The sequence below is a fragment of the Nocardioides guangzhouensis genome, assembly GCF_004519545.1.
GTDB lineage: Bacteria > Actinomycetota > Actinomycetes > Propionibacteriales > Nocardioidaceae > Nocardioides > Nocardioides guangzhouensis.
The window spans coordinates 117,779-143,955 of sequence record NZ_SDKM01000004.1 but is presented as its reverse complement, the minus strand read 5'-3'; the positions used below and the strand labels follow the sequence as shown (position 1 = coordinate 143,955).

Annotated in this window: 30 protein-coding genes; 16 read left to right on the top strand and 14 right to left on the bottom strand. The window is 72.8% G+C overall.

What is annotated here, in order from left to right:
• Positions 1 to 31 precede the first annotated feature (31 nt).
• The 3 genes from EKO23_RS04355 to EKO23_RS04345 all read right to left on the bottom strand — a co-directional run bounded on the left by EKO23_RS04355 (position 32) and on the right by EKO23_RS04345 (position 2,304).
• Complete coding sequence (locus EKO23_RS04355; protein WP_134714457.1) at positions 32 to 211, bottom strand: hypothetical protein; 180 nt, start codon at positions 209 to 211, stop codon at positions 32 to 34.
• A gap of 167 nt (positions 212 to 378) precedes the next feature.
• Complete coding sequence (locus EKO23_RS04350) at positions 379 to 1,314, bottom strand: DMT family transporter (RefSeq protein ID WP_134714455.1); 936 nt, start codon at positions 1,312 to 1,314, stop codon at positions 379 to 381.
• A 486-nt stretch (positions 1,315 to 1,800) separates the two neighbouring features.
• Complete coding sequence (locus EKO23_RS04345) at positions 1,801 to 2,304, bottom strand: ArsI/CadI family heavy metal resistance metalloenzyme (RefSeq protein WP_134714453.1); 504 nt, start codon at positions 2,302 to 2,304, stop codon at positions 1,801 to 1,803.
• Between the two features lie 79 nt (positions 2,305 to 2,383).
• Between EKO23_RS04345 and EKO23_RS04340 the strand changes: the two genes are divergently transcribed.
• From EKO23_RS04340 to EKO23_RS04310, 7 genes are all read left to right on the top strand, one after another.
• Positions 2,384 to 2,743, top strand: a complete 360-nt coding sequence (locus EKO23_RS04340) for an ArsR/SmtB family transcription factor (protein WP_134714451.1) — start codon at positions 2,384 to 2,386, stop codon at positions 2,741 to 2,743.
• 79 nt (positions 2,744 to 2,822) lie between these two features.
• Positions 2,823 to 3,512, top strand: coding sequence for an arsenate reductase/protein-tyrosine-phosphatase family protein (locus EKO23_RS04335; RefSeq protein WP_134714449.1), 690 nt, complete (start codon positions 2,823 to 2,825; stop codon positions 3,510 to 3,512).
• 10 nt (positions 3,513 to 3,522) lie between these two features.
• Positions 3,523 to 4,215, top strand: coding sequence for an arsenate reductase ArsC (locus tag EKO23_RS04330; RefSeq protein ID WP_134714447.1), 693 nt, complete (start codon positions 3,523 to 3,525; stop codon positions 4,213 to 4,215).
• On the top strand, positions 4,212 to 5,006 hold the full coding sequence (locus tag EKO23_RS04325) for an aquaporin (RefSeq protein WP_281280855.1): 795 nt from the start codon (positions 4,212 to 4,214) through the stop codon (positions 5,004 to 5,006). Before EKO23_RS04330 ends, EKO23_RS04325 begins: the two co-directional genes overlap by 4 nt.
• Positions 5,003 to 5,479, top strand: coding sequence for an arsenate-mycothiol transferase ArsC (locus EKO23_RS04320; RefSeq protein ID WP_134714445.1), 477 nt, complete (start codon positions 5,003 to 5,005; stop codon positions 5,477 to 5,479). The genes EKO23_RS04325 and EKO23_RS04320 overlap by 4 nt, the downstream gene beginning before the upstream one ends.
• Positions 5,480 to 5,646: 167 nt before the next feature.
• The gene (locus tag EKO23_RS04315; protein WP_134714443.1) at positions 5,647 to 5,910 is read left to right on the top strand and encodes a 2TM domain-containing protein; all 264 of its coding nucleotides are present in this window, start codon (positions 5,647 to 5,649) and stop codon (positions 5,908 to 5,910) included.
• 18 nt (positions 5,911 to 5,928) lie between these two features.
• A complete protein-coding gene (locus tag EKO23_RS04310) occupies positions 5,929 to 6,408 on the top strand; it encodes a zinc ribbon domain-containing protein (RefSeq protein WP_134714441.1) in 480 nt (159 codons plus the stop codon).
• 43 nt (positions 6,409 to 6,451) lie between these two features.
• Here the strand turns inward: EKO23_RS04310 and EKO23_RS04305 are convergent, their stop codons facing one another.
• A complete protein-coding gene (locus tag EKO23_RS04305; RefSeq protein WP_246050894.1) occupies positions 6,452 to 7,285 on the bottom strand; it encodes a helix-turn-helix domain-containing GNAT family N-acetyltransferase in 834 nt (277 codons plus the stop codon).
• Positions 7,286 to 7,395: 110 nt separating this feature from the next.
• Here EKO23_RS04305 and EKO23_RS04300 point away from each other — a divergent pair, with 110 nt between their 5' ends.
• Entirely contained in the window at positions 7,396 to 8,808 is a 1,413-nt protein-coding gene (locus EKO23_RS04300) for an NAD(P)-binding domain-containing protein (RefSeq protein WP_134714437.1), read from the top strand.
• Between the two features lie 96 nt (positions 8,809 to 8,904).
• On the opposite strand, the gene EKO23_RS04295 is transcribed toward EKO23_RS04300, so the two are convergent.
• The 3 genes from EKO23_RS04295 to EKO23_RS25050 form a co-directional block, all read right to left on the bottom strand.
• Complete coding sequence (locus EKO23_RS04295; protein WP_134714435.1) at positions 8,905 to 10,320, bottom strand: DUF2252 domain-containing protein; 1,416 nt, start codon at positions 10,318 to 10,320, stop codon at positions 8,905 to 8,907.
• A 63-nt stretch (positions 10,321 to 10,383) separates the two neighbouring features.
• Complete coding sequence (locus EKO23_RS04290; protein ID WP_134714433.1) at positions 10,384 to 11,235, bottom strand: alpha/beta fold hydrolase; 852 nt, start codon at positions 11,233 to 11,235, stop codon at positions 10,384 to 10,386.
• 21 nt (positions 11,236 to 11,256) lie between these two features.
• Complete coding sequence (locus EKO23_RS25050; RefSeq protein WP_167880321.1) at positions 11,257 to 11,424, bottom strand: hypothetical protein; 168 nt, start codon at positions 11,422 to 11,424, stop codon at positions 11,257 to 11,259.
• A gap of 117 nt (positions 11,425 to 11,541) precedes the next feature.
• Between EKO23_RS25050 and EKO23_RS04285 the strand changes: the two genes are divergently transcribed.
• Complete coding sequence (locus tag EKO23_RS04285; RefSeq protein WP_134714431.1) at positions 11,542 to 12,879, top strand: GDSL-type esterase/lipase family protein; 1,338 nt, start codon at positions 11,542 to 11,544, stop codon at positions 12,877 to 12,879.
• Between the two features lie 15 nt (positions 12,880 to 12,894).
• On the opposite strand, the gene EKO23_RS04280 is transcribed toward EKO23_RS04285, so the two are convergent.
• Positions 12,895 to 13,605: a class I SAM-dependent methyltransferase gene (locus EKO23_RS04280; protein ID WP_134714429.1), complete on the bottom strand. Its 711-nt coding sequence runs from the start codon at positions 13,603 to 13,605 to the stop codon at positions 12,895 to 12,897.
• Between the two features lie 193 nt (positions 13,606 to 13,798).
• Here EKO23_RS04280 and EKO23_RS04275 point away from each other — a divergent pair, with 193 nt between their 5' ends.
• From EKO23_RS04275 to EKO23_RS04265, 4 genes are all read left to right on the top strand, one after another.
• Positions 13,799 to 15,922 carry a heavy metal translocating P-type ATPase gene (locus tag EKO23_RS04275; protein WP_246050893.1) on the top strand — a complete coding sequence of 708 codons (2,124 nt, stop codon included), beginning with the start codon at positions 13,799 to 13,801 and terminating at the stop codon, positions 15,920 to 15,922.
• Between the two features lie 69 nt (positions 15,923 to 15,991).
• Positions 15,992 to 16,147, top strand: a complete 156-nt coding sequence (locus EKO23_RS25045) for a hypothetical protein (protein ID WP_167880320.1) — start codon at positions 15,992 to 15,994, stop codon at positions 16,145 to 16,147.
• A gap of 25 nt (positions 16,148 to 16,172) precedes the next feature.
• A complete protein-coding gene (locus EKO23_RS04270) occupies positions 16,173 to 16,766 on the top strand; it encodes a DUF305 domain-containing protein (protein WP_167880319.1) in 594 nt (197 codons plus the stop codon).
• A gap of 31 nt (positions 16,767 to 16,797) precedes the next feature.
• A complete protein-coding gene (locus EKO23_RS04265) occupies positions 16,798 to 17,598 on the top strand; it encodes an alpha/beta fold hydrolase (RefSeq protein WP_134714423.1) in 801 nt (266 codons plus the stop codon).
• Between the two features lie 2 nt (positions 17,599 to 17,600).
• Here EKO23_RS04265 and mmuM read toward each other — a convergent pair whose 3' ends face one another.
• On the bottom strand, positions 17,601 to 18,515 hold the full coding sequence (gene mmuM, locus EKO23_RS04260) for a homocysteine S-methyltransferase (protein WP_134714421.1): 915 nt from the start codon (positions 18,513 to 18,515) through the stop codon (positions 17,601 to 17,603).
• Positions 18,516 to 18,560: 45 nt separating this feature from the next.
• On the opposite strand from mmuM, the gene EKO23_RS04255 reads away from it, so the two are divergent.
• Entirely contained in the window at positions 18,561 to 19,145 is a 585-nt protein-coding gene (locus tag EKO23_RS04255) for a mycothiol transferase (protein WP_134714419.1), read from the top strand.
• Between the two features lie 240 nt (positions 19,146 to 19,385).
• On the opposite strand, the gene EKO23_RS26050 is transcribed toward EKO23_RS04255, so the two are convergent.
• Both EKO23_RS26050 and EKO23_RS26045 read right to left on the bottom strand, forming a co-directional pair.
• Positions 19,386 to 19,538, bottom strand: a complete 153-nt coding sequence (locus tag EKO23_RS26050; RefSeq protein ID WP_246050892.1) for a hypothetical protein — start codon at positions 19,536 to 19,538, stop codon at positions 19,386 to 19,388.
• A gap of 18 nt (positions 19,539 to 19,556) precedes the next feature.
• Entirely contained in the window at positions 19,557 to 20,009 is a 453-nt protein-coding gene (locus tag EKO23_RS26045; RefSeq protein ID WP_281280854.1) for a hypothetical protein, read from the bottom strand.
• Between EKO23_RS26045 and EKO23_RS04245 the strand changes: the two genes are divergently transcribed.
• Positions 19,968 to 21,017 (top strand): MBL fold metallo-hydrolase, encoded by a 1,050-nt coding sequence (locus tag EKO23_RS04245; RefSeq protein WP_134714417.1) that lies wholly within the window; start codon positions 19,968 to 19,970, stop codon positions 21,015 to 21,017. The genes EKO23_RS26045 and EKO23_RS04245 overlap by 42 nt on opposite strands.
• Positions 21,018 to 21,061: 44 nt before the next feature.
• Here EKO23_RS04245 and EKO23_RS04240 read toward each other — a convergent pair whose 3' ends face one another.
• Positions 21,062 to 22,228 carry an acyl-CoA dehydrogenase family protein gene (locus EKO23_RS04240; RefSeq protein ID WP_134714415.1) on the bottom strand — a complete coding sequence of 389 codons (1,167 nt, stop codon included), beginning with the start codon at positions 22,226 to 22,228 and terminating at the stop codon, positions 21,062 to 21,064.
• A gap of 55 nt (positions 22,229 to 22,283) precedes the next feature.
• Between EKO23_RS04240 and EKO23_RS04235 the strand changes: the two genes are divergently transcribed.
• Positions 22,284 to 23,486 carry an NAD(P)/FAD-dependent oxidoreductase gene (locus EKO23_RS04235; RefSeq protein ID WP_134714413.1) on the top strand — a complete coding sequence of 401 codons (1,203 nt, stop codon included), beginning with the start codon at positions 22,284 to 22,286 and terminating at the stop codon, positions 23,484 to 23,486.
• Between the two features lie 31 nt (positions 23,487 to 23,517).
• Here EKO23_RS04235 and EKO23_RS04230 read toward each other — a convergent pair whose 3' ends face one another.
• On the bottom strand, positions 23,518 to 23,931 hold the full coding sequence (locus tag EKO23_RS04230; RefSeq protein WP_134714411.1) for a cytidine deaminase family protein: 414 nt from the start codon (positions 23,929 to 23,931) through the stop codon (positions 23,518 to 23,520).
• 34 nt (positions 23,932 to 23,965) lie between these two features.
• Positions 23,966 to 26,017, bottom strand: a complete 2,052-nt coding sequence (locus EKO23_RS04225; protein WP_217702450.1) for an acetate--CoA ligase family protein — start codon at positions 26,015 to 26,017, stop codon at positions 23,966 to 23,968.
• Between the last annotated feature and the right edge of the window lie 160 nt (positions 26,018 to 26,177).

Below are 26,177 nucleotides of genomic sequence, written 5' to 3'. Positions count from 1 at the left end.
CCCCGTGCGAAGGCGGCACGGCCGGACGGGTTCAGCCCTCCGGAACGCGTCGTTTGAGCAGGGCGATCGGGTGCACGAACTTGAAGCCGCCGGCTCCCCAGGTCGACACCATGCCGACCGCCTCCCATCCCTCGCCTCCGAGCCGGTTCAGCTCGTCGATGTTCTTCTCGACCTTGGTCAGGTCAGCGACCTTGTACTCCCAGCGCTCCATGTCGACTCCCTCCCGACGGGACCAGCGTCGCGCGTGGCGTCCAGGCCGCCCAGAGGCCTAGGTCACCTGATTGGTCCCCCGCGACCCGGTTGCGACGAGCCACCGTTCCTGTCGGGCGGCCCGGTCGGACCGCGGCCCGACCACCTCGCACCTCGAGCGTGACCACGTCAGCGGGTGACCGCGTGCGGTGTCGACGCCGGGCCGCGCAGACGAACCGCGACCGCGGTGATCCCGGCCACGATGAGGAGCGCGCCGATCCACTGGCGGGGCTCCAGTCGCTCGCCGGTCAGGAAGCCGGCGGCCACCCCGAAGACCGGGATGAGCGGCAGGAACGCACCGGCGTACGACGCGGGCACCTGACGCAGGCCGGAGAGGAAGAACCAGAACCCGAGGCCGTAGTAGAGGACGCCGGACGCGGCAGCGGCCAGCCAGGTCCTCGGTCCCAGGTCGCCGAGGGCCCAGCCGGTGCCGCGGGCCAGCTGAACGACCGCGGCCAGGAGGACCGCGAAGCCGAGGGCTGCGGCTTGCTGGGCCAGCACGACGGCCAGGGAGGAGTCATCGAGCATCAGTCGGCGGGTGAGCACGGTGTAGAGGGCGCAGAACCCGATGGACACCAGGGTCAGGGTGATTCCGACGGTGTTTCCGGCGGCACCCGGCTCGTAGACGACCAGCAGCACCCCGGTGATGGCGACCGCGACCAGGCCAGCGAGTGTAGCCGGGATCCGCTCGTGCAGCACCAGGGCGGCGAGCAGCAGGATGACCACGGGCTCGAGCGCCCACAGCAGGACCGACATGCTGGCGGTGATGGTGGTGAGCCCGATCAGGCCGAGCGCGTAGGCGGCCCCGGGGTTGAGGATGCCGAGCGCGGCGAGGCGGCGTGTCGACGGCGTCCACGAGAAGGACTCGCGGCGGATCAAGGTGATCAGCAACAGCAGCAGGCAGCTGGCAGTCAGTTGCACCGGCAGGAGGATGAGCGGCGCGACGTCGTCGACGATCTGCTTGGAGGCGACGGTGCCGAGGCCCCAGCAGGCGGCCGCCGCGACGAGCGAGGCCACCGCGGAGCGCCCGGCGTGGGCGCGAAGAGGCGGAAGGTGTTCGTGCATGACAAGACTCCGATGAAGGACGAGATGGCAGGACTGAGCGCCGGCACCGCGGCCGCGGGGCCGGACCGGTCAATTCGCCGGTTCCTCACCGTCGCAGCAGTCGTAGCCCGGCGCCCGGCACGGCTTCGCCGGTTCCCGCGACCACACCTGAGCAGTCATGTCCTTCACTCCGGGACGACCTGGTCAACGGCGGCTCGCCGTGCCGCGGCCGTCGAGACCTCCGACCCGGACGCGACGAGCCCCGTCACCGGTGGTCATGCGCAGCAGGCTACGCCGGTCGTCCGCGGCCCTCGGTTCATCGATCGGGTCATCGAGGCCAGGCGCCGCACTGCCTGCCTCCACGTGCTGGGTCGGCAGCAGCGAGCGACGGCAACGAGCCAGGCGCCCGCCGCTGCTCGAGAGCGGTCGCGGTGCAGCTCCCCGGCCACCGCCCGTGTGATGGCGATCTGTTCCATGGCACTTTCCTTTCGCTGTGCGGCGGGCCTGCTAGCAGCAGCCCACCGCCTCAGAGGTCTTCGTGTCGGTGTGAGGAGCCAGCGCCGTACCCTCGGTCGTTGACGTGCAGCAGCCGCCGGTCGACACTTCTCCGGTCAGGTCGAGCAGCGTGCGTCCTTCCAGCTCGGGCTGGGCGTCGGCCAGCACGACGTAGTTCTCCCACCGCTGGCCGTCGGGGCCGGTGACCCAGTGCTTGTCCTGGCGGGCGTAGCAACAGACGACGTCGCCCTCCACGTCGAGGGTCAGGCCCGCTGCCTCCAGGCGGTCGGCCTCGGCCTGGACCTCGTCCATCGACTCGCGCTCGACGCCGACGTGGTTGAGCGTCCCGGTCGCCTCGGGGTTCTCGAACAGGACCAGCTTCACCGGCGGGTTCTCGACCGCGAAGTTGGCGTAGCCGGGGCGGCGCTTGGCCGGCGGGGTGTCGAACAGGGTGGCGTAGAAGTCGACGGCGGCGTCGATGTCGTCGACGTTCAGGGCGAGCTGGATGCGGGACATGAAGATCGTTCCTCCGGACATAGATGGATGTCGATGTGACGAACTTGGCACACGCATCGAGATATGTCAATATCGACGCATGTCGAAGTCCCTCTTGGAGCTCACCCCGGTCGAAGCGGTCGCCTGCTGCGCGCCGGTGACCCGTGAGCCGTTGAGTGCGGAGGCGGCCGAGCGGATCGTCCCGCTGGTCAAGGCGATCGCGGACCCGGTGCGGCTCCGGCTGCTCTCCCTCGTCGCGTCGCACGCTGACGGTGAGGCGTGCGTGTGCGACCTCAACGACGCCTTCGACCTGTCCCAGCCAACCATCAGCCATCACCTCAAGCTGCTGCACCAGGCTGGCCTGCTGGACCGGGAGAAGCGCGGGGTGTGGGTGTACTACCGCATCAACACCGCCGCCCTCGGTGACCTGGCCGGCCTGCTGGGGGGAGTCACGGCCTGAGGCTGCCTGCCGGCTGACCCCATCGCCTCGGGATGGACCGGGCTTGCACGGTGACATTGACTCAGTGATAATTGAGTCAATGGCTACTGAGCGAAAAGTGAGAAGTGAGGAACGCGCGCGCGTCCACGCCGCCCTCGCCGATCCGGCGCGCGTGCGCATCGTCGACCTGCTCGCCGACGGGGACGCCTCGCCCACCGACGTGCAGGCGCTCCTGAAGATGCCCTCGAACCTGGTGGCCCACCACCTGCGCGTTCTCGAGCAGGCTGGTCTGCTGCACCGGCACCGGTCGGAGGCCGACCGGCGACGCTCCTACCTCCGGCTCCTCCGGGAACCTCTGGACGGGCTGCTGCCCGCGTCGCTGACGCACGTGCCCCGCGTGGTGTTCGTGTGCACCGCCAACTCGGCGCGTTCCCAGCTCGCGGCCGCCCTGTGGGCCCGCGCCAGCGAGGTTCCCGTGTCGTCGGCCGGCACGCACCCGGCGGGCGAGATCGCCCGTGGAGCCCGCGGGGTGGCCGGCAAGCACGGCCTGACGCTGGTGCAGCCCGGACCACAGGCCCTGGCGGCGGTGCTGCAGCCGACCGACTTCGTCATCACGGTGTGCGACCGTGCGCACGAGGAGCTCGACCCCGGCTCCGTCCGGGCCCACTGGTCTGTCCCGGACCCGGTCGCGGTGGGTACGGCGCGGGCGTTCGACGCCGCCTACGCCGAGCTCGACGACAGAGTCACGCGCCTCGCCCCCCGACTTGCACCCAGCGCCACCACCTCCTGAGGAGCACGCCATGTCCGCCGCCGACGTCACCCTCCCCGACATCTCCGACCGGGTCAGCCTGGACCAGCAGGTCGCCCTCAGGACGGCCGCCGCCCGACTGGCCGAGGAGTTCTCCGGCACCCTCAACGCAGCGACCATCGAGCGCTTACTGATCACCTCGTACGACGAGTTCGCAGGCTCCGCGACCGTCCCCAACTTCCTTCCCCTGCTGGCGGAACGGTTCGCCCGGCAGCGCCTCACCGCCCTGGCCAGAGTGGAAGGCAGCGCCCATGCCGGGACGCCCGTGGTGCTGTTCCTGTGCACGCACAACGCGGGCCGCTCGCAGATGGCACTCGGGTTCCTCCAGCACCACGCCGGTGCCGCCGCCGTTGCCTGGTCCGGCGGCACCGAGCCCGGCGTCGAGGTCAACCCGGCCGCGGTCGCCGCCATGGCCGAGCGCGGCATCGACATCTCCGAGGAGTACCCCAAGCCCTGGACCGAGGAGATCGTCCGCGCCGCTGACGTGGTCGTCTCCATGGGCTGCGGTGACGCCTGCCCGGTCTACCCGGGACGTCGCTACCTCGAGTGGGAGCTCGACGACCCGGCCGGGCTGGACCTCGTCGCCGTACGCTCGATCCGCGACGACATCGAGCGCCGTGTGCTCGGGCTGCTCGACGAGCTGCACGTCACGCCGGCCACGGCGGCCCCGCAGGTCACCGCATGAGGCGCGGCGACTCCCCGGAGCACCCGGGCGGGGTGCCGATGTCGACGCCCGACCTGACCCGCCGCCTGGTTGCCGAGCTCCTCGGCACCGGCCTGCTGGTCACGGTCGTGGTTGGTTCCGGCATCGCCGCCCAACGCCTCTCCCCGGACGACGTCGGCATGCAGCTGCTGGAGAACTCCACTGCCACCTTCCTCGGTCTCACGGTCCTCATCCTGCTGTTCGGGCCGATCTCCGGTGGCCACTTCAACCCGGTGGTCTCGGCCGCGGACTGGGTGCTCGGTCGACGGGCCGGGACCGGCCTGACCGGGACAGAGGTGCTGGCCTACTCCGGCGTCCAGGTCGTCGGGGCCGTCGCGGGCGCGGTCCTGGCCAACCTGATGTACGACGTCCCGCTCGACCAGCTCTCCACCACCGAACGCACAGGTGCGAACCTGCTGCTCGGCGAGGTGGTGGCCACCGCCGGACTGGTCGCGCTCATCTTCGCGCTCGCCCGCACCGGACGAGGCATGCTGGCCGCGCCCGCGGTCGGGGCCTACATCGGAGCGGCGTACTGGTTCACCTCCAGCACTTCGTTCGCGAACCCCGCGGTCACGATCGGCCGCATCTTCTCCGACACGTTCGCTGGCATCGCGCCCGGATCGGCCCCCGCCTTCATCGCCGCCCAGCTGGTCGGCGGGTTGGTCGGGGTCGGCCTGGTCCGCTACCTGTTCCCGGGCGCCGCCCTCGTCGCCGACGACGTCGTCGTCCCCCACCACCCACACGAGCACACCGACCCCGCGGAGCACCCATGACCGACGCCGTGACCGAACGAACCGAGGAGCAGGAGGGCCGCGTCCCACAGGTCGTGTTCGCCTGCATCCGCAACGGCGGCCGCTCCGTCGCCAGCCGCGTCCTGACCGAGCACTACGCCCAGGGCCGAGTGCGCGCGCTGTCGGCCGGCACCCAGCCGGGCGAGCACATCCACCCCGAGGTCGCCGAGGTCCTCGAGAAGCTCGGCCTCGACACCTCCCGGGAGCACCCCACGCTCCTCACCCGCGAGACCATCGCCGACAGCGACCTGGCCATCACCCTCGGCTGCGGCGAGGAATGCCCCTACGTGCCAGGCGTGCGGTACACCGACTGGCCCGTCGACGACCCCGGCGGCCAGGACGAGGCAACCGTCCGGCGCATCATCGCCGACCTCGACAGCCGCGTCCGGAACCTGCTCGTCGAGCTCGTCCCCGACCTCGAGCTGGTGCCCTCCGTGCTCGACCGGGGCGCCTGAGCAAGCGGCCCGCCGAGTACCGAGTGCCGTGCCGCGGCACGCTCGAGGCGTCAGGACATGGCAGGCATGAGGTCACCTCGAGTCGGGACCATTGCACCTGACCTGGTGGGCGAGCGCAGCGAGACACTTGACAGTGGAGAGCCCTGCGCTCGCAAGGGAGGTGCGGGATGACACAGACAACGACCTCCGACTATGAGGTGGCACGTGATCGCCTGACGCGGAAGCGCAAGTTCAAGGGCGATGTGGTGGCCTACGCGGTGATCAACGCCTTCCTGATGGGGATGTGGGCCGTGGCCGGCTTCGGCTACTTCTGGCCCGGCTGGGTCCTCGCCGGCTGGGGCGTGCTGTTGTTGCTGGACGGCTGGGACGCCTATTACCGGCACGACGTGACCGAGGAGGACATCCAGCGCGAGGTGCACCGAACGAGGTGAATGAAGGAGGCGGGAAGGATGCGCCTGCCGAAGAGAGACATCATTGCTAGTTGTGCCGTGGCCGCCGCGGTCGTGCTGTACGTGCTGTGGCGGGCTGATGCGGCGCTGCTCGACATGAGCGTCCGGGCCACCGGGCTGGTCGTTCTGGTCCTCGGGTTCGTGGCGTCGGCTTCCGCGGTCGTGCCGGGCTTCGAGCGGCTGCTCCACGGGAACCGGCTCTACCTGGCTGTTACGTCCGTGCTCGGCCTCGGTGCGCTGGTTGCCGGCATCGTGACGCTGTGGTCGTCGAGCACCACAGCCCTCGGCGTGCTGACGGGACTTCTCGTGCTGCTGTGGGGCATCGCCACGACTCACCACGTCCTGCTCGCCAGGGCGGGTGTCTGCCCCGAATGCGGATCGACTGTGAGAGAGACCTACTGCGAGGTCTGTGGCTACGACCTCGTTCGCCAGACGCGCACCGACGTGACGCGGGAGGGCCTGCACCGGCACCACGTGTGACCTGCTTCGCCGTCCCCGGCTCCGACGATCAAGGGAGGAGCGCTCAGCACACCTCGCTGCGGCGCTCGAGAAGGACGGTGTCTCGCCAGATGCCGTCGAGCTGCGCAATGCGAGTGCGCACCGCCAGCGTGCGGTAACCGGCCGAGTGGTGCAGTGCCAGGCTGGCGCGGTTCTCGGGGAAGACGGACGTCTGCAGGGTCCACAGGCCGCCGACATCGGCCTCGGTGACCTGGGTGTGCAGCAGTGCCGTGCCGATGCCGCGGCCCCGGGCGGACTCCGCGACGTACACCGAGGTCTCTCCGACGCCGGCGTAGCAGGACCGCGACGAGACGGGCGTGACGGCGGCCCAGCCGGCCACCTCGCCGTCGAGCTCGGCCACCCAGGCGTGACCGGGAATCCACCGTGCCCACAGCTCCTCGGCGGTGGGAAGCTCGGTCTCGAACGTGGCGTTGCGGGTGGCGAGGCCCTGGTCGTAGATGTCGAGCACCGCCGGCAGGTCCGGGCGGGTCGCGGCCCGGACGTCGACGTCGACCGGGAGATCGGTGGGGCAGCAGGGTTGCGAGGACAGGGAACCCATGACCACGTCGGCAGCGTGCGGCAGTCCGGTGCAGCAGGCCCGGTTCACCGAGACCAGGCTGCTGGTGCCGACCTTCTCCACGAGCACGAAGCCGACTGCGGCGAGCTGGCGCACGTGGTGGCTGCAGGTGGACTGGCTGACGCCGAGTGCGGCCGCGAGGTCGCCCACCCTCATCCCGCCGGCCGGAGCGGTCGCGACCGTGTGCACCAGCCGGACCCGGGTCGGGTCGGCCAGGGTCGCGAACCACTCCGCGTAGGTGGCCGCCGTGTCGGTGTCGAGCGTCAGCGAGGGGGTCGTCACGTCATCGACTCTACATCGATCGCCATCGATGGTTGCTTTCATCGACTGTTGTCGATACAGTCGGGTCCGCGAACACATCGACAGTTGTCTATGCCGTAGAGGAGACTCCCGTGACTCATCCGCTGGTCGTCATCGGAGCCGGTCCGACCGGACTGGCTGCTGCCGCCCACGCCCACGCCCGCGGCCTGGAGACGGTGGTGCTCGAGGGCGGGGACGCCCCCGGTGCGGCGGTCCGCACGTGGGGGCACGTCCGGCTCTTCTCGCCCTGGGCCGAGCTGGTGGACCCGGCCGCGGAGAAGCTCCTGGCAGACGCCGGCTGGCAGGCGCCGACGCCCACCGACTACCCGACGGGGGCGGACTGGGTTGCCGACTACCTCCAGCCCCTGGCCGACGCCCTCGCGGCCACCGACCTCGTCACGATCGCCTACCGTCACCGGGTCACCGGCGTCGCCCGCTCCGGCCGCGACGTGATGGTCGACGCCGGCCGAGAGGACCATCCGTTCGTCGTGCACGTCACCGGCCCCGACGGGCCGCAGCGACTGCTGGCCTCCGCGGTCATCGACGCCTCCGGCACCTGGGGAACCCCGAACCCGCTCGGCACCGACGGCTACCCGGCCATCGGGGAGGCCGACCATGCGGACCGGATCACCTACGGCATCCCCGACGTCGCCGACCCGACCACCGCCGCCAGGTACGCCGGCAAGCACGTCGCCGTGGCCGGCACCGGCGCCTCCGCCCAGAACACCCTGGTCGGGCTCGCCCGACTGGCACAGAGCCATCCCGGGACGCAGATCTCGTGGCTGGTCCGCCGAGCCGGTGTCGGACAGGCCTTCGGTGGCGGCGACAACGACCAGCTGGTCGAGCGCGGCGCGCTCGGGAAGCGCGCGCAGCAGGCGGCCGAGTCCAGCCTGGTCATCACCCTCACGTCGTTCCGGACGGTTGCCGTCACCGACACGGCGGACGGGCGGCTACGGCTCGAGTCGCTGGACGGGCAGGTCGTCGACGACGTCGACGAGGTCGTCGTCGTCACCGGCTTCCGGCCGGACCTGTCCTTCCTGACAGAGGTCCGACTCGACCTGGATCCCGTGCTGCAGTCACCGCGACAGCTGGCGCCACTCATCGACCCCAACGTGCACTCGTGCGGCACCGTGTACCCGCATGGCGCCACGGATCTCGAGCAACCCGAGCACAACTTCTTCCTCGCGGGGATGAAGTCCTACGGCCGCGCTCCGTCGTTCCTCACCCTGACCGGGTTCGAGCAGACCCGCAGCATCGTCGCCGCCATCGCCGGAGATCGCGAGGCGGCCGCTCGCGTCGAGCTCGTGCTGCCGGAGACCGGTGTGTGCGGAGGATCCGGCGACTTCGACGACGGTGCCGTCTGCGGAATCGACCAGTCTCCGTCCGAGGCCGTCCCGGCCGTCCAGACGAACGGTGAGGGGTGCTGTAGCCCGAGCGCGAGCTCCGAGCTGCTCACCATCGGGACGTCGGACACGATCCAAAGGCTGTCCCCGTTCAGGTCGTGACCGATCCAGCACGTCGCCGATCTGCCCGAGGGGCCGGGCGGTCTGCTGTGGGGCTTGCCTCGAGGTAGCGCTGGGTCATGCTTCGAGCATGAGCCGTCACACGTCGAAGCGCGCGGCTGCCCGCCCCTCGTCGACGGCGGCCGCGAGGGCGGCGTGGTCGCGCTCGGTCAGGTCGGCGTACGCCACGGCGAAGTCGGCGATCGCGTTGTCGAACTTTTCGGAGGACCCGAGGTACGCCGCGATCGCGATCCGGTCGCCGCTGCGCGCGTGCGCCCGGGCCAGGGTCCTGGCGCAGAGGTCGGCGTACACCTGCATGCCGGAGGGGACCATCTGATCGATGGGAGCGGAGAACTTCCAGTCCCGCAGCTGCCGCACGTAGTAGGCCCGTTCGACGCCGTCCACCCCGGTCGTGCGCTGCCAACCGAGGAAGATGTCGCTGACCGCCTGCATCAGCTGCTGGCCGACCACGACCCGCTGGCCGTGGTTCGCGAACCGGCTGCGTCCGGCGTAGGCGGCCAGAACCGACTCCTGCGCCTCCTTGGCCTGCAGGAAGAGGTGCTCCTCGCCTCCGTCGGCCTCCAGCAGCAGGATCCAGGCGCGGGTCCCGACGCTGCCCACGCCGACGACCTTGCGCGCCAGCTGCGTCACGGTGAACTGGTGGAGGAGGTGGCGGCGGTTGGGTTGCAGGCTGCGTCCGTAGCTGTCGACGAGCGACCGGATCTCCTGGTTGATCGCGTCGGCCGCCAGGTGGTCGAACAGCTCCTCGACCGGGACCACCAGCGGTGGGTCGCTGACGATCCGCCGGCGTCCGTCCACGACGGTGGTCAGCTTGCCGAGGGCCTGGGTGCTGTCCCGCTTCCGGGCCTTGGTCAGCAGGGCCTCGGAGGCTTCGTAGCGGCCCTTCTTCAGCTTGGACCTGGCCTGTTGCAGGGCCTCCTCGAGGTCGGTGCCGGCGTACCAGACGTCGAGAGTGGGCATCTGGGCGAAGTCGCGCATCGCCTCCCGGTAGCCGCGCGCCGCCGCCAGCACGATCGCGCGCCGCTGCTTGTCGGAGAAGCCGTTGTCGCGACCGGCCACCTCGAAGCTGGCTCCCAGCCGCTTCACGTCCCACTCGAAGGGGCCGGGCAGGGTCTCGTCGAAGTCGTTGAGGTCGAAGACCAGCCGTCGCTCGGGGGAGGCGAAGGCGCCGAAGTTGGCCAGGTGCGCATCTCCGCAGAGCTGCACCCGCAGCCCCGAGTCGGGCGAGCTGGCCAGGTCCGCCGCCATCGGCAGGGCAGCGCCGCGGAAGAAGGTGAACGGCGAGGCCAGCATGCGTCCGTGCCGCACCGGCACCAGCTCCGGGACCCGCGACGTGGCCTGCCCGAGGAGCAGTCCCACGACGTCGCGGTCGGGGGCGAGCTCGAGCTCGGCATGCGCGCGCAGCGGTACGGCAGCTCGTGCCGCCTTGCCGGCGGCGGCCCGCTCGGCTCGGGAGTTCTCAGGTCGGCGGAGGGCAGGAGCTGTCACGTCCACGGCCCCAGTCAACCGCCGCGTCGCTGTCGTCGGACATGACGCCCGCGCACCAAGTTGGCCTCGTCACGAGGGCCCTCTCGCGTGCCCGTTCGCCGTACCGCCCGGGTCCTCGGACCGGGTCGAACGGGTCACCAGCACCCCGGTCTGGCCAGCAGGGGTTTCCGAACGGCGCATCCAGTCGTCGAGCAGGGCGGCAAGGAGCTGCGGCTGCTCGTGCGGAAGCGCGTGACCGGCCCCGTCGAGCACGGCGAGGGTGCAGCGGGGGTAGTGGTCGAGGAGGTCCTCCGCGGCCGCGTGGCCGACGACCGAGTCCAGCCGCCCGGCCACGACCAGGGTGGGACCCTCGTACGGCGGTCCCTCGGCCGGGGCCAGCTCCCACCGCTCGCCGATCCGCGCCATCGCGGCCTGGTCGGCCAGGGCGGCTCCCGGAGCGACGAAGCGTTCGTAGCGCTCCAGCATCGCGGGCGTCTGCACCACGAAGTAGTCGCGGAACTCCTGGTCGCCCAGGTCCTCGGCCGCGACCACCGGGTGGTGGCCGGGGACATCGCGCACCCCTGCAAGCAGCGGGCAGACCAGAGCGAGCCCGGCGACCCGGTCGGGCCGACGGGCCGCCATCCCCTGGGCGTAGTAGGCGCCGGCCGAGTGGCCGACCACGAGGAGCCGCTCCGTCGGGGCCACCTCGGCCGCGAGGTCGAGCAGCACGGAGAGGACGTCGTCGGCGCTCCGCACCGACTCGGGCGCCGGCGTGCGACCCGTCCCGGGGAGGTCCGGGTAGATCCGCCGGTAGCCCTCGCGCGCCCCGAGCGCCGGCTCGAAGCAGGCCTCGGCCTCCCGGTGGTCGACGCCGGCTCCGTGCAGGACCAGCACCGGCCGGCCGTCGCCGTGCTCGACGCGGTACACCGCCGTGCCCTTCACGCGTCCTCCGCCGGACGGGACCTAGCCCAGGAGGATCCAGGCGAGCACCAACAGGACCACCACGACCGCGGCGGCGGCCGCGAGGACCACCCACGAGCGGCTGGCCCGCGACTCCTCGGGCTCCGGCCGGTCGACGAAGGCCTGGAACATCTCGGTGTTGGCGGCGGGGTCCAGCTCGTCCTGAGGCATGGCCTGCACCTTACCCACCGGCCCGGCCGGTGGCTCGGTGGTCCACTTCGCGTGAACTGCCCGAACCGCCGCGGTCTCCGGGTTATCGTCTGGCCGGACGGGCTGGGAGGGTCGCACGTGACGACAGCGCGAACGGCGCTGGTCGCCGCACTCACGATGACGCTGGCTGCTGCGGGCGTGCTGGCAGACGTCCGCCCCGCGCGGTCCGTCCCGCCGGCCTGCCGGCAGGCGACCGACCCCGAGGCCACCTCGATCCTGGTCGTCGGTGATTCGGTGGCCCAGGGATCGTCCGGCGACTGGACCTGGCGCTACCGGCTCTGGAAGCACCTCACCGGGTCCGGAGCCCGAGTGGACCTGGTCGGCCCCCGCGACGACCTGTTCGACCGGCAGGCGGACCGGTTCGGCTCGCAGGCGTACGCCGACCCCGTGTTCGACCGCGACCACGCCGCCCGCTGGGGGATGGCCTTCGCCGAGCAGGACCACCCGATCGGGGACCTGGTGACGCCCTGCCGCCCCGACGTCGTCGTCGAGGCTCTCGGGATCAACGACCTGGTCTGGCAGGACTCCTCGCCGCAGACCGTGGTCGAGGAGGCCCGCACCCTGGTGGCCGACGCACGGGCCGCCGACCCGACGGTCGACGTGGTGCTGTCCGCGCTGCCCCAGACCTGGTTCGCCGGTGTCTCCGAGTACAACGCAGTGCTTCCCGCGCTGGCAGCCGAGCTCAGCTCCGACGAGTCGCGGGTCGTGGCGGCCGACACCGGCACCGGCTTCGTCGAGAACGTGGACACCTACGACGTCGCTCACCTCTCGGCGACGGGGGAGGTGAAGCTGGCGGCGGGGGTGGCCGATGCTCTGGGCGCGCTCGGGGTCGGCACGCCCTACCCGCGGCCGCTGCCGGTCGTCCCCAACGGCCCGAGCCGCCCGGCCGTGCTCTCCGCGGTGGCCGGGGATGGCCGGGTCCGGCTGGCCTGGACGCTCCCGCCGGGCGCGGAGAGCGTCGTCGTGTGGCTGCGCGACGCCACCGCGGGAGAGCCATGGACGAGGCTGCCGTACGCCGTCCCCTGGCCGACGACGACGTGGACCGCCACCGGGCTGACGAACTACCACGAGTACCGCTTCCGGCTCCAGGCGGCGAAGGGCACGGCGGTCTCCGAGACCTTCTCGAACACGGTGCCGAGCCGGCCGCGGAAGCCCGCGCCCGGCCCGGTCTCCCTCACCCTGACGTCCGGGAGGCACCGGCTCGTCGCCCGGTGGACGGCCTCGCGAAGAGCGACGGCGTACGTCGTGTCCTGGAAGCGGCGCGGAGCCGAGGGCGGAGAGCACCGCCGCCGCACCAGCAGCAGGTACCTCCGGATCGACCACCTGCGGAGCGGAGGTTCCTACCGCGTGCGGGTGATGCCGCTGAACGTGCGGACGGTGGGACCGACCGCAACGAAGTACGGCCGGCCGCGCTGAGGCCGCGCGCGAGTCTCAGGCTCGCCGGGTAGCCCGGACAACGACGTCGTGGAGGGGGACCTGCCGGCCACCGGGGGTGGTGACGGAGCGGGCGTGCTCCTCGGCGGTGACCACCTCCCACGTCCGCGGGTCCAGGCGGTCGGTGATCGATGCGAGCGAGACGGTCGCCTCGGCCGGCGGGTGCCCGTGACCCGACCCGTGACCCGACCCGTGACCCGACCCGTGACCCGACCCGTGCCCCGGCCCGTGCCCCGGCCCGTGCAGGTGGCCGACGACCAGGAGCGTCCCGCCCGGCGCCACCCAGTCGGCGACGCGGTCGTAGAACGCCAGCTGCGGCATCGCGGGGTGGGCGTAGCTGGTGGTGACCAGGTCCAGCAGCCTGCCGGGCTCCCACGTGGTCAGGTCCGCCTCGACCCACGTGATCCGTCCGGCGAGGCCGCTCTCGTCGGCACGGGCGGCGGCGGTCGCGAGGGCCGAGGACGAGATGTCCGCCGCCGTGACCTGCCAGCCCTGCGAGGCGAGCCAGATCGCCTCGGCGCCCTCGCCGCAGCCGGCGTCCAACGCCGTTCCCGGCGCGAGCTGCCCGGTCTCCGCGACGACGTACGGGTTGGCCGGGACCGCCTGCCGGGCTCCGGAGCCGGGTGTGCGTCGCCAGTGCTCCTCCCAGTAGGGCTGGTCGAACTCGTGCCCGGTCGGGCCGTCCTGCGGTTGTTCCGCGTCGGTCACCTGCGCGCTCCCTGCTCCGTCGTACGTCGGCCACGATCGTGCGCGCTCTCCGGCACAGATCGCAAACCTCGTTGCCGTTCTGGCAAGTCCGGCACCGTGCGGCGTGGACGGGAACAATGATCGTCGGCCGGGAGTTGTCGGCGCATATACCCCCTAGGGGTATCCTGACAACGATCCGGAACGAGGGGCGATGATGACTTCCGTGCAGGACCAGACCCAACCCGGCGACGTCCACGCGGGGACCGCTCACCACGGGCACGCCCAGGACCACCACCAGGCGCACGGTGGTCATGGCGAGCACGGGGGCCCGGGCGACCACGGAGGTCACGCCGGCCACGGCGACCACGTCGCGATGTTCCGCCACCTGTTCTGGGCCAACCTCGTGCTGGCCCTGCCCACGGTGCTGCTCTCGGAGAGCTTCGCGATGCTGGTCGGCTACGAGGTCCCCGGCCCGCACTGGGTGACCTGGGTGTCGCCGGTGCTCGGCACCGTGGTCTTCGCGTGGGGCGGCCGGCCGTTCCTCACCGGCGGCCTGGCCGAGATCCGGTCCCGCAAGCCCGGGATGATGCTCCTCATCGCGCTCGCGATCACCGTCGCGTTCGTGGCGTCGTGGGGCGCCACGCTCGGCCTGCTCCACCACACGCTGAACTTCTGGTGGGAGCTCGCGCTGCTGGTCGTGATCATGCTGCTCGGTCACTGGCTGGAGATGCGCTCGCTCGCCCAGACCACCTCGGCCCTCGACTCCCTGGCCGCGCTGCTGCCCGACGAGGCGGAGCGGGTCGAGGGTGACCAGGTCGTCACCGTGGCCCCCGGCGACCTCGGGGTCGGCGACGTGGTCGTGGTCCGGCCCGGCGCCCGGGTGCCCGCGGACGGCCGGGTCGTCGACGGCTCCGCGTCGATGGACGAGTCGATGATCACCGGCGAGTCGCGGCCGGTACGGCGTGACGTGGGCGACCAGGTCGTCGCCGGGACCGTCGCCACGGACTCGGGCCTGCGGGTCGAGATCACCGCGACGGGTGACGACACTGCGCTGGCCGGCATCCAGCGCCTGGTCGCCGAGGCGCAGGCCTCGTCCTCGCGGGCGCAGCGGCTGGCCGACATCGCCGCCGGATGGCTGTTCTGGCTCGCCCTCGGCTCCGGCGTCGTCACGGCCATCGTCTGGACCCTGCTCGGCATGCCCGACGAGTCGGTGATGCGCACCATCACCGTGCTCGTGATCGCCTGCCCCCATGCCCTCGGCCTGGCCATCCCGCTGGTGGTGTCGATCGCCACCGAGCGCGCGGCCCGGGGTGGCGTGCTGGTCAAGGACCGGCTCTCGATGGAGGCGATGCGGACCGTGGACACCGTCCTCTTCGACAAGACCGGCACGCTGACCAAGGGCCGGCCCACGGTGACCGAGGTCGCGCCCGCCGCGGCCGCCGGTCTCGACGCAGATGTGCTGCTGCGGCTCGCTGCCGCGGCCGAGTCCGACTCCGAGCACCCGTTGGCCCGGGCCATCGTGCGCGCGGCCACCGAGCGCGGGCTCGACCTGCCGGCAGCCACCGACTTCGCATCGTCTCCGGCCGTCGGTGTCACCGCCGTGGTCGACGGTGCGCGGGTGAGGGTCGGCGGCCCGGCGCTCCTCGAGGAGGAGGGCGCGGCCGAGCTCGACGCGGTCGAGGCCTGGCGCCGCGAGGGACGGATCGTGCTGCACGTGGTCGTCGACGGCACGGTGGTCGGGGCGCTGGCCCTGGCCGACGAGGTCCGACCCGAGTCGCGGGCTGCGGTGGACGCCCTGCACCGCCGCGGCGTCGAGGTCGTGATGATCACCGGTGACGCCGAGGCGGTGGCGGCCTCGGTCGCGCACCAGCTCGGGATCGACCGGTACTTCGCAGGCGTCCGCCCCGAGGACAAGTCCGACACGGTGCGCGCCCTGCAGGACGAGGGCCGGCACGTGGCCATGGTCGGCGACGGCGTGAACGACGCCCCGGCGCTGGCCCAGGCCGACGTGGGCATCGCCATCGGCGCCGGCACCGACGTGGCGATCGGCTCGGCGGGGATCATCCTCGCCTCCGACGACCCACGGTCCGTGCTGTCGGTCATCGAGCTCTCGCGGGCGACGTACCGCAAGAGCGTCCAGAACCTCGCCTGGGGCGCCGGCTACAACCTGGCAGCGGTGCCGCTGGCCGCAGGCGTCCTGGCGCCGATCGGGTTCGTGATGCCGATGTCGGTGGGCGCGATCCTCATGTCCGCCTCCACGATCGTGGTCGCGCTCAACGCCCAGCTGCTGCGGCGGCTGGACCTGCGTCCCGAGGCGGCCGCCCCGCTGGAGGGGTGACCCGGACCGGACAGGGCTCGCCGCGGCGTCCCCTCCCGCGCCACACTGGAGGCGTCGGGAGGAGATGCCGTGGCCGTGCTGCTGGTGCTGGTCGGGTTCCTGGTCGTCGTGGGTGCGCTGGCCGTGCGGTTCCGCGACCGGACCCGCGGACAGGCGTGCTGCACGCCCGCCGACCCGGACCGGGACCTGCGCATGCGCGCGGCCCGCTCCCGCACCGAGGCCTGACGGGAGCGCCCGTAGGCTCGGGCCCATGCTCGCCCGACCGATGACCTCAGCCCTCGTGGCGGCCACCACCCTGCTCGCCGCCGGCTGCGGCGGCGACGCGAGGGAGGAGGACGCTGCACCCACGCCGTCGAGGACCGAGCACAACGCCGCGGACGTGGCGTTCGCGACCGGGATGATCCCCCACCACGCCGGCGCGGGGCGCATGGTCGACCTGACCCGTGGGCGGCCGCTCGACCCGGCGGTCGAGACGCTGGCCGAGCGGATCATGACCGTCCAGGTCCCGGAGACCGAGACCATGGTCGACTGGCTCGCGGAGTGGGGCGAGCCGATCCCGGAGACCATCCGCGACCACGTGAACTCCCACGGCGGGCACGGCGGCGCGGCCAGCGACGAGATGAAGGACATGGCCGAGGACGTCGAGGAGCTCGAGCAGGCCTCCGACGCCGAGTTCCAGGAGCGGTTCCTCGAGCTGATGATCGAGCACCACGAGGACGCCGTGGACATGGCCGAGGAGCACCTCGCCGAGGGGCAGTACCTCCCTGCCCGACGCCTGGCCACTCAGATCAGGCGCACCCAGCAGCGCGAGATCGCCACGATGGAGAAGCTGCTCGCGGGCTGACTGCTTGTCGTAGCCGCGAGAGGGTGGCCCCATGGACGACGCGCCCCCGCTCCGGACCCGGGAGGTGCCCCTCCCCGACGGCACGCGGCTCGCCGTGCAGGAGTCCGGGCCGGAGGACGGGCCGCCGCTGCTGCTGCTCCAGGGCCAGGCGAACTCCCATGCCTGGTGGACCGGGCTCCGCGACGACTTCCCGGCGTACCGCACGATCACGTTCGACTACCGCGGCACCGGCGCCACCGCCGCCGAGGAGGACCCGTCGTGGTCCACCGCGCTCTTCGCCGCCGACGCGGCCGCGGTCCTCGACGCCTGCGGCGCACCGGTGGCCCGGGTGTACGGCACCTCGATGGGCGGCCGGGTCGGGCAGCTGCTGGCGGCCGAGGCTCCGGACCGGGTCGAGCGGCTGGTGCTGGCCTGCACCTCGCCCGGCGGCACGCTGGGGCTGGAGCGGGACGCCGACGTACGGCGGTCGCTGGCGCAGCCCGACCCGGACGCGCGCCGCCGGGCGCTGCTGGACCTGATGTACACCGCGGCCTGGTTCCGCCCCGGCCGGCGCAGCCACCTGCTCGGCGACCCGGGCATGACCAAGCGGGCGCAGGGCCTGCACCTGCGGGTGAGCGCCCACCACGACGCGGTCGACCACCTGCCACGGGTCACCGCGCCGACCCTGCTGCTGCACGGTGACGAGGACCGGATGGCGCCCGTGGAGAACGCCGAGCTGATCGCCGGGCTGATCCCCGTGAGCCGGGTGGTGATCATGCCGGGCGGGCGGCACGGCTTCTTCGACGAGTTCCACGACGAGGTGTCCGCCGTGGTGCGCGACTTCCTCGCGTGAGCTCACCCGTGGCGGGCGATCGAGGCAGCCAGCGCGGCCACCTGGTCTGCGCCCACGCGGCAGCAGCCGCCGACGTACGCCGCGCCGGCCCGGACCCAGTCGACGGCCAGGGCGACGTCGTACGACGACCCGCCGGTCCAGTCCCGCGCCGTCGCGTCCCAGTCCTCGCCGCTGTTCGGGTAGACCACCGCGGGTTTGCCGGTCGCGACGGCCAGCTCCACCGCGGGCAGCACGTCCCCGGGCGCGCAGCAGTTGACCCCGACCGCCACCACGCAGGTCGGGGCCGCCGCGACGGCCAGCGCGTCGGCGAGCGGCTGCCCGGCCCGGGTCCGGTCGCCGTCGATGGACAGCGAGACCCACGCCGGAAGGCCGATCTCGTCGAGCAGCCCGGCCAGCACCGCCACCTCGTCCACGTCGGGGATCGTCTCCACCGCGAGCAGGTCGGGGCCCGCCGCGGCCAGCACCTCGAGCCGGGGGAGGTGGAAGTCGCGCAGCGCGGCGAAGCCCAGGCCGTAGCGACCGCGGTACTCGGAGCCGTCGGCCAGGACCGCGCCGTACGGCCCGACCGAGGCCGCCACCCAGCGGCGTACGCCGTCGGCGGCGAGCGCGTCCCGGACCGCACGGGCGACGGTGACGCTCCGGCCCAGCAGGCCCTCGGCCTCGGCCCGGCCGGCGCCGGCCGCGGTCAGCGAGGGCACGCTCATCTGGTAGCTCGCTGTCGTCGCCACCCGGGCGCCGACCTCGTAGTAGGCCCGGTGCACGGCGGCGACGTCCTCGGGACGGTCGCGCAGCACGCCGGCGGTCCACAGCGCGCCGCTGAGGTCCTGGCCGCGCTCCTCGAGGGCGTTGGACAGGCCGCCGTCGAGGACCACCGCCCGCGAGCCGTCGGCGAGCGTCTCGTGGGGAGCCGGGGTCATGGCTCCAGTGTGGTCTGTCGGCGGCCCGGACTACGGTCGGGGTCCATGACCGAGGACGCGACCCCGTGGGAGCCGCCCCTGGCCGGCACCGAGGCCGAGCACCTGCTCGGCGCGCTCGAGCGGCTGCGCGCCACGTTCCGCTGGAAGGCCGACGGTCTCGACGTCGCCGGCCTGGCCGTGACGGTCGGTGCGTCCACCCTCACCCTGGGCGGGTTGCTCAAGCACCTGGCCGCGGCGGAGGACTACCAGTTCACCGCCAGGATGAGGGGGGAGCCGGTGGGGGAGCCCTGGGCCTCGCTGGGCTGGGACGGCAGCAACGACTGGGAGCTCGGCTCGGCGGCCGACGACGCGCCGGAGCAGCTCTACGCGCTATGGGACGGCGCCGTCGTGCGGTCCCGGCAGCGGCTGGCCGCTGCCCTGGCCGACGGTGGCCTCGGCCAGCCGGTGCACGCGTCGACGTCCCAGGGGGAGCACGCCAGCCTGCGTCGGCTGGTCTGCGACATGCTCGAGGAGTACGGCCGCCACACGGGTCACGCGGACCTGCTCCGCGAGGCCGTCGACGGCCGGACGGGGGAGGACCCGCCGGCAGGCTGGACTGCTGTCAGCGGCACCTACGACCCGGCGGGATGAGTCTGCCCGGTCGCCGATCGGCGTCCGGAAATGCAAGCGCCCCGCAGGCGTCTCGGGTCACCTGCGGGGCACGACCTACTCTGACTCATCGGGCAAGGCTTTGTCTCGGAATTCCGACAACCGATTTCATTGGTCCAGACCGGAATTCCCGACCATGTCGACCGTAACCCGAAGCAACCCTGCGGATATCGCGATTGCAGCCCCCTTCGACGGCCGGATCCGGCGTCTGGACGTCGCTGCTCACGCGGATCTGAGCAGACGCAGCACGGCGCGCTCGGTGGCGGCCCGCTGCTCCTCGGGCTCGAGGCGGCTCCGGCAGGACGACGGCGTGATCGTGCGTCCTTGCTCGTAGAGGTCGAGCACCCGCGGGTCGACGTACGATCCGCGCGCCACGGTCGGGGTGTTGCCGAGCTAGGCGGCGACCTCGGACATCGCCGTCGCGACCGCCCCCTTCCGGGAGGCTGCGGTGTCACCGGCCTCGTCGGCATCGGCGAGGGCGACCGCCGCGAGCACGGTGGCGTGCCACGTGCGGAAGTCCTTGGCACTGACCTCGAGTCCGGTCACCTGACGGACGTACTCGTTGACCATGGCCGGCTCCGGGCGCCGCCACCGCCTGCCCTCCCTGTAGGCCAGCAGGGCGGCGTCGGACCGGCTGCGCCGTCGGCGCAGGACGTCGATCGCCGCCAGGACCAGCGCGTCGTCGATCTCGATCACGTGGTCCACCCCCGACTTGCCGGTGAGCTCGACGACCAGGGTGTCGCCGTCGCGCCCTACCCCGATCGTCGTACGACCACGCGGGCCCCAGCGCCTAGGGTCGGTGCCGTGACCGCAGCAGACGCGACCCCGAGCGAGAACGCGCCGCACTGGACCGAGCCCGGCGCGTGGCCGGTGGCGCCCGGCGTCCACCGGATCCCGCTGCCGCTCCCGATGGACGGGCTGCGCGCGGTCAACGTCTACGTGCTGGAGACCGACGAGGGGCTGACCCTGGTCGACGGTGGCTGGGCCATCGACGAGTCCCGGCAGCTCCTCGAGAAGTCGCTCGCCGACCTCGGCCGCGGGCTGCGTGACATCACCCGGTTCCTGGTCACCCACGTGCACCGCGACCACTACACGCAGGCCGTGACCGTGCGCCGCGAGTTCGGGTCGCACGTCAGCCTCGGCCTGGGCGACAAGCCGACCCTCGACCTGATCCTCGACCCGGAGGCCTCGACCGCCGACCCGCACGTGCAGGTGCTGCGCGACGCGGGCGCCGCCCGGATCGCGCTGGCGTGGGAGCGCTACTCGAAAGACATGAGGCCGGACCTGTCGGTGTGGGCCTACCCGGACGCCTGGCTGGACGGCGACCATCCGATCCCGGTGGGCGGCCGCACCCTCGACGCCGTGCACACGCCCGGGCACACCCAGGGCCACTTCGTGTTCGCCGACCGGGCCGCCAGGCTGCTGTTCGCCGGCGACCACGTGCTCCCGCGGATCACGCCGTCGATCGGCTTCGAGCCGGTGCTCGCGGAGCAGCCGCTCGGCGACTTCCTCGGCTCGCTGGCCAAGGTCCGCGCCATGCCTGACCTCACGCTGCTGCCGGCCCACGGCCCGGTGGCCCCGTCGACCCACGACCGCATCGACGAGCTGGTCGCCCATCACGACGTCCGACTCGACCTGTGCCGCACGGCGGTCGCCCGCGACGCCGGCACGGCGTACGACGTGGCTCGGCAGCTGCCCTGGACCCGGCACGAGCACGCGCTCGACGACCTCGACCTCTTCAACGCCGCGCTGGCCACGCTGGAGACCCGGGCGCACCTCGAGCTGCTGGTGGCCCGCGGCGAGCTGCGCGCCACCGGCTCCGACGACGGCGTGGTCTACACGATCGGTGGTTGAGGAGGGCGAGGAACGAGCCCGTCTCGAAACCACCCACCACGCGGTCACACCAGCGCGGCACGTCCCCGCTTGGCGAGCTGGTCGGCCACGATCACCCGCTGCACCTCGCTGGCGCCCTCCCAGATCCGCTCGACCCGCAGCTCGCGGAAGAACCGCTCGGCGACGTTCTCCCGCATGTAGCCGCGCCCGCCGAACACCTGGACGGCACGGTCGGCGACCCGGCCCGCCATCTCGGAGGCGTAGAGCTTCACCATCGAGCACCGCGCGTGGAGCACCTTGGTGTCGACGCCCTCGTCGACCGAACGGGCGGTCTCGTAGACCATCGAGCGCGCTGCGAAGAGCTCGGTGAGGCTGTCCGCGAGCATCCCCTGCACCAGCTGGCGCTCGATCAGCGGCTGCCCGCCGACGATGCGGTCCCGGGCGAACGCGGTGGTCTCGTCGACCAGCCGCTCCGCGGCACCGAGGCAGCGCGAGGCGACCATCAGCCGCTCGAAGCGGAACCACTCGTAGACGAACGACATCCCGTCCGCCTCGCTGCCTACCAGGTGCGTGGCCGGCACCCGCACGCCCTCGAAGGCGACGATCGGGTGCGCGTGCCCGAGGGTGTGGGTGTACGCCGGCGTGCGGACGACCCGCACCCCGGGTGCGTCCTTGTCGACCACGAACAACGCCTGGTCGCCGGCGTGCGGCCCGGTCGTGAGCACCGCCTGGAAGAACACGTAGTCCGCCTCGTTGAACGACGTGACGTGCCACTTGACCCCGTCGAGCACGTAGTCGTCGCCCTCCCGCCGCGCGGTCGCGGTGAGGTCGGCGACGTCGGAGCCGGCCCCCTCCTCGGTGATCGCGTAGCACTCCTCCATCTCCCCGCGCACGGTCGGCAGCAACCAGCGCTCGCGTTGCAGGTCGTTCGCGACCTCCGGCCACCACGACGGTGGCGTCGAGCAGCACCAGGCGATCCCGTTGGTCACGCGGCCCACCTGCTCCTGGACGAGGACCTGCTGGAGCGTCGTGCAGCCGCGGCCACCGACGGAGGCCGGCATGTTGGTGGCGGTGAGTCCCAGCTCGACGGCCCGCTCGTGGTGCGCCTTGGTCAGCTCCGCGGGGAGCGCGCCGTCGTGGGTCTCCGCCTCGAGCTCGAACCCGATCAGCTCGTCGGTGAACCCGCGGGCCCGGGCCTGGAGGTCGAGGTCCTCGGGAGTCAGTCCGTACATGCAGCCACCTCACGGGTCATTGACTGACTGTTCAGTCTATGCGACGCTCGCAGGCGTGACCAGCGCCTGGCCGCGTACTGCGGACGCCGTCGTCGTCGGCGGCGGGACGATCGGTGCCTGGTGCGCATGGTTCCTGCGCCAGGCCGGACTGACCGACGTGGTGCTGGTCGAGCAGCGCACCCTCGGGGCCGGCGCCAGCCCGCGGGCGGCCGGCATGGTGCGCGCTCAGGGCGGCACGGAGGCCGCCGTACGGCTCGGTCTGTTCAGCCGCTCGTTCTACGCCGGCCAGCAGGAGCGGCTCGGCATCGACTCCGGCTTCGTCGCGCAGGGCTACTTCATGCCGTGCTTCTCCGAGCACGAGGTGGCCGAGGCGCACGCCCGGATCGCCATGCAGCAGGCCCTCGGTCTCGACGTCCGCTGGGTCGGGCCCGACGAGCTCGACGACCTCAACCCGGCGATGGCCCGCGGGATGACGATGGGCGGGTCGTACGCGCCGGGCGACGGCTACATCGACCCGCCGCGCAACGTGCTCGCCTACACCGCCGCGCTGTTCGCCGCCGGCGTGCGGGTGCTCGAGCGCACGGCGTTCGCCGGGCTGCTCCGGGACGGCGACCGGGTGACCGGCGTCGCCACCACCGGGGGCGAGATCGCGACCGGGCGCGTGGTGCTCACCGGTGGCCCGACCCTCGCTGCGGTCGGTCGGGCTGCCGGTGTGCGCATCCCGGCCGGTGGTGCCCGCCACCAGGTGGTGGTCACGCAACCGCACCCCGACCTCGCGCCGGACCGGCTGCCGATGGTCTTCGACGTCGCGTCCGGGGTCTACTGGCGCCCCGAGGAGGGAGGCGTGATGTGGGGGATGAGCAACCCCGACGAGCGGCCGGGCGAGGCCGGCGAGTTCGACTGGTCGTACTTCGAGAAGGTGCGCCCGCGGATCGCCTCGCTGCTCCCGGTCACCGCGGACCTCGGCCTGCGCCGGACCTGGGCCGCCACGATCGACTACACCCCCGACCACCTGCCGATCCTCGGCCCCCTGGTCGACGACGACGGCCCGGTCGCCGGCACCACGGTGGCGGCAGCCGGCGGCCACGGGATGATGTGGGGGCCCGGCGTGTCCAGGGCCGCCGCCGACCTGGCCGTGGACGGCACGACCGACCTGCTCGACGTCTCCGACCTCGGGCTGGACCGCTTCGACGAGCACGGCCGCAGTCGGCTGGCCCCCGACCCGATCGCGCTGCCGTTCCCCGAGACCGCCTCCTGATCGTTCGGTCAGCGGTGCCGGGCCGCGCCGTTCACTCCGCTGGTGCCACGTAGGCCAGCGGGAGCAGGTCCGACGCCCGCACGCTCATCGGGCCGTCCTCGGTGGGGACGATCACGCGGATGCCGGGGTGGTAGTCCGCGAGCACCTGGCGGTCCCGGCCGCACGGCGCCTGGACGCCGCGACCACGGTCACCGACGGCGACGATGGTGAGGAGGTCGCGGGCGCCGCTGGCACGGGCATGCCCCAGCGCGACCAGCTCGGCGCAGGGGCCGCCGGTGAAGTGGTGGAGGTTGATCCCGGCGAACGTGCGTCCGTCGACCGCCCTCACCGCCGCGCCCATCGTGTGCACGCCGGTGTCGCCGTCCGAGTTCTCGTCGACCGTACGGCGTGCGAGCTCGACGAGCTCCAGGTCGTCGGAAGTGAGGGGGTGCAGCTCGATGGTCATGCGTCCGATGGTGCCAAGCGGCATCGCTGCGGTGTCAGGCAGGGCGCGGTACGACGAGCACGTCCACCGCGGTGACTCCGTCCCGGCCGACGACCAGCGGGTTGACGTCGACCGCCTCCAGCAGGTCGCCGAGCTCGTGGGCCAACCGGCCGAAGGCGACGACCGCGTCGACCAGGGCGTCGGAGGCCAGGGCAGCACCGCCGCGGTAGCCGGCCAGCAGCTCGGCGAGGCGCAGCCGGGCGACCAGACCGGCGGCCCGGTCGGCGTCCATCGGCGGCAGTGCCACCGACCGCTCCGTGAGCAGCTCCACCAGCGACCCGCCCGCCGCGACCAGGACCAGGGGGCCCAGCAGCGGGTCGCGCCAGAGCCCGAGCGCCACCTCGACGCCCGTCGGCACCTCGGGCTGCACCGTCACCGACGGGCCGAGACGTCCGGCCAGGTCGGCGTACGCCGCGGCGACCGCGGCGCCGTCGCCGAGGTGCAGGCGGATGCCGTCCACCTCGAGCTTGTGGTGGACGTCGGGGTCCGCGGTCTTGAGCACGACGGGGTGACCGACCTCCGCTGCGGCCGCCACGGCTGCGGCCTCGTCGTCGACCACGAGCGTCCGGGCCACCGGGACGCCGTAGTCGGCCAGCAACGCGAACGGGTCCACCTCCCCGGCGCGCAGGCGGGCTGCCCAGCGAGCCTGCCGGACGACGTCCACGTCGGCGGCCGGCGGGGTGGGTCGGGTGGCGTGGTCGAGGAGGTGGCCGAGCGCCCGGAGGCCGGACCGGGTCCCCTCCAGCACCGGGATCCCGCGGGCGCGCAGGGCGGCCGCGAGCGGCCCGTCGACGGCCGAGGAGAGGTTCGACAGCACTACCACGGGCTTGTCGGTGTGGTCGGCGAGCCGGGCCAGCGCTTTGGGGTAGGACTCGTCCCCGTCGTACTCCGGAACCAGGTCGATCGCCAGTGCCACCACGTCGACGCCCGGGTCGTCGGCGAGCGTGGTCAGGCAGTCGGCCAGCACGTCCTCGGAGTCGTTGCCGGTGCCCCACACGTCGAGCGGGTTGGTCGGCTCGAGGCCGGGCTCGAGGAGCGCCGCCAGCCGTTCGGTGGTGGTGGGGGACAGGGGAGCGAACGGTACGCCGAGCCGCTCGGCCACGTCGGAGGCCAGCACCCGCTCCGCACCCGAGTCGTGCACGGTCGCGATGCCGCCGCCCGGGCGGCGTACCCGCCGTCCTACGGCGAAGCTCTCGAGGCTGTCGACGAGCTCGGCGAGGTCGTCGGCCCGGTGCACGCCGTACGCCGCGAACAGCGCCTCCCAGGCGGCGTCCGAGCCGGCCACGGCGCCGGAGTGGGCGTCGACCAGCGCCCGGCCGCGGGTCGAGGTGCCCACGGTCAGCGCCACCACGGGCACGTCGTGGGCCGCCGCGTCGGCGAGCACCGCGCGCATCGCGGGTGCGTCCCGCAGCGTCTCCAGCACCAGTCCGACGACGCGGGTCTCCGGGAGCGTGAGCGCGTAGGCAAGGTGGTCGGCGGTCGTGGTCACCAGCTCCTGGCCGGACGAGACCGCGAGGGAGTACTCCAGACGCCGGTGGGTCCGCAGCAGGGCCGAGAACACCGACCCCGAGTGGGTGACCAGAGCGATCGGGCCCGCCGGCACCGGGTCCGGCTCCAGGTAGCCGATCGCCCGGACCCCGCGCACCACGTTGACGAAGCCCATGCAGCCGCCGCCGCAGATCTCCAGGCCGTCCGCCGCGGCGACCAGCTCGTCGCGCAGCCCGTGCGCGGGGCCGAACACTACGGCCCCGCCGTCGCCCCGTCCCGACGCCAGCCGCACCTGGTCGACCAGGGCGTGGTCGGGGACGCCGAGCAGCACCAGGTCGACGGCATCGGGCACGTCGGCGAGCGAGGGGAGGCAGGGCTGGTCCAGCACTCTGCGACGGCCGGGGTTCACCAGCCACGCGCGCTCCACACCGGGGCTGCGCAGCACCTCGGTCGCCATCCGCCAGCCGAAAGAGCCCGGCCGCTCGCTGGCGCCGACCACCGCGACCGTGCGGCCCTCGAGCATCCGCCGCAGCCGTGGCCGGACCGCGGGCGACGTCACCGCTCCCCGGTGGTGCCGCGCCCGGGCATCCGGCACGCCCTGCCGTCGTGGGACATCGCGTCTCCCGCTCCTGTGAGGGCCGGTTTGGTCCTGACTGACTGTTCAGTCTATGGGCGTGCTACGGTGCCCGACAAGCACTCGGGCAACAGGATTCGGAGGT

Coding starts and splice junctions, on each gene's coding strand:
- EKO23_RS04355 (WP_134714457.1), bottom strand. CDS start 211: ATGGAGCGCTGGGAGTACAAGGTCGCTGACCTGACCAAGGTCGAGAAG.
- EKO23_RS04230 (WP_134714411.1), bottom strand. CDS start 23,931: ATGACCATCGAGCTGCACCCCCTCACTTCCGACGACCTGGAGCTCGTC.
- EKO23_RS04255 (WP_134714419.1), top strand. CDS start 18,561: ATGACCGAGGACGCGACCCCGTGGGAGCCGCCCCTGGCCGGCACCGAG.
- EKO23_RS04325 (WP_281280855.1), top strand. CDS start 4,212: ATGAGGCGCGGCGACTCCCCGGAGCACCCGGGCGGGGTGCCGATGTCG.
- EKO23_RS04275 (WP_246050893.1), top strand. CDS start 13,799: ATGACTTCCGTGCAGGACCAGACCCAACCCGGCGACGTCCACGCGGGG.
- EKO23_RS04310 (WP_134714441.1), top strand. CDS start 5,929: ATGCGCCTGCCGAAGAGAGACATCATTGCTAGTTGTGCCGTGGCCGCC.
- EKO23_RS04345 (WP_134714453.1), bottom strand. CDS start 2,304: ATGTCCCGCATCCAGCTCGCCCTGAACGTCGACGACATCGACGCCGCC.
- EKO23_RS04315 (WP_134714443.1), top strand. CDS start 5,647: ATGACACAGACAACGACCTCCGACTATGAGGTGGCACGTGATCGCCTG.
- EKO23_RS04320 (WP_134714445.1), top strand. CDS start 5,003: ATGACCGACGCCGTGACCGAACGAACCGAGGAGCAGGAGGGCCGCGTC.
- EKO23_RS25050 (WP_167880321.1), bottom strand. CDS start 11,424: ATGCCTCAGGACGAGCTGGACCCCGCCGCCAACACCGAGATGTTCCAG.
- EKO23_RS04270 (WP_167880319.1), top strand. CDS start 16,173: ATGCTCGCCCGACCGATGACCTCAGCCCTCGTGGCGGCCACCACCCTG.
- EKO23_RS04350 (WP_134714455.1), bottom strand. CDS start 1,314: ATGCACGAACACCTTCCGCCTCTTCGCGCCCACGCCGGGCGCTCCGCG.
- EKO23_RS04240 (WP_134714415.1), bottom strand. CDS start 22,228: ATGTACGGACTGACTCCCGAGGACCTCGACCTCCAGGCCCGGGCCCGC.
- EKO23_RS04335 (WP_134714449.1), top strand. CDS start 2,823: ATGGCTACTGAGCGAAAAGTGAGAAGTGAGGAACGCGCGCGCGTCCAC.
- EKO23_RS04340 (WP_134714451.1), top strand. CDS start 2,384: ATGTCGAAGTCCCTCTTGGAGCTCACCCCGGTCGAAGCGGTCGCCTGC.
- mmuM (WP_134714421.1), bottom strand. CDS start 18,515: ATGACCCCGGCTCCCCACGAGACGCTCGCCGACGGCTCGCGGGCGGTG.
- EKO23_RS04330 (WP_134714447.1), top strand. CDS start 3,523: ATGTCCGCCGCCGACGTCACCCTCCCCGACATCTCCGACCGGGTCAGC.
- EKO23_RS04265 (WP_134714423.1), top strand. CDS start 16,798: ATGGACGACGCGCCCCCGCTCCGGACCCGGGAGGTGCCCCTCCCCGAC.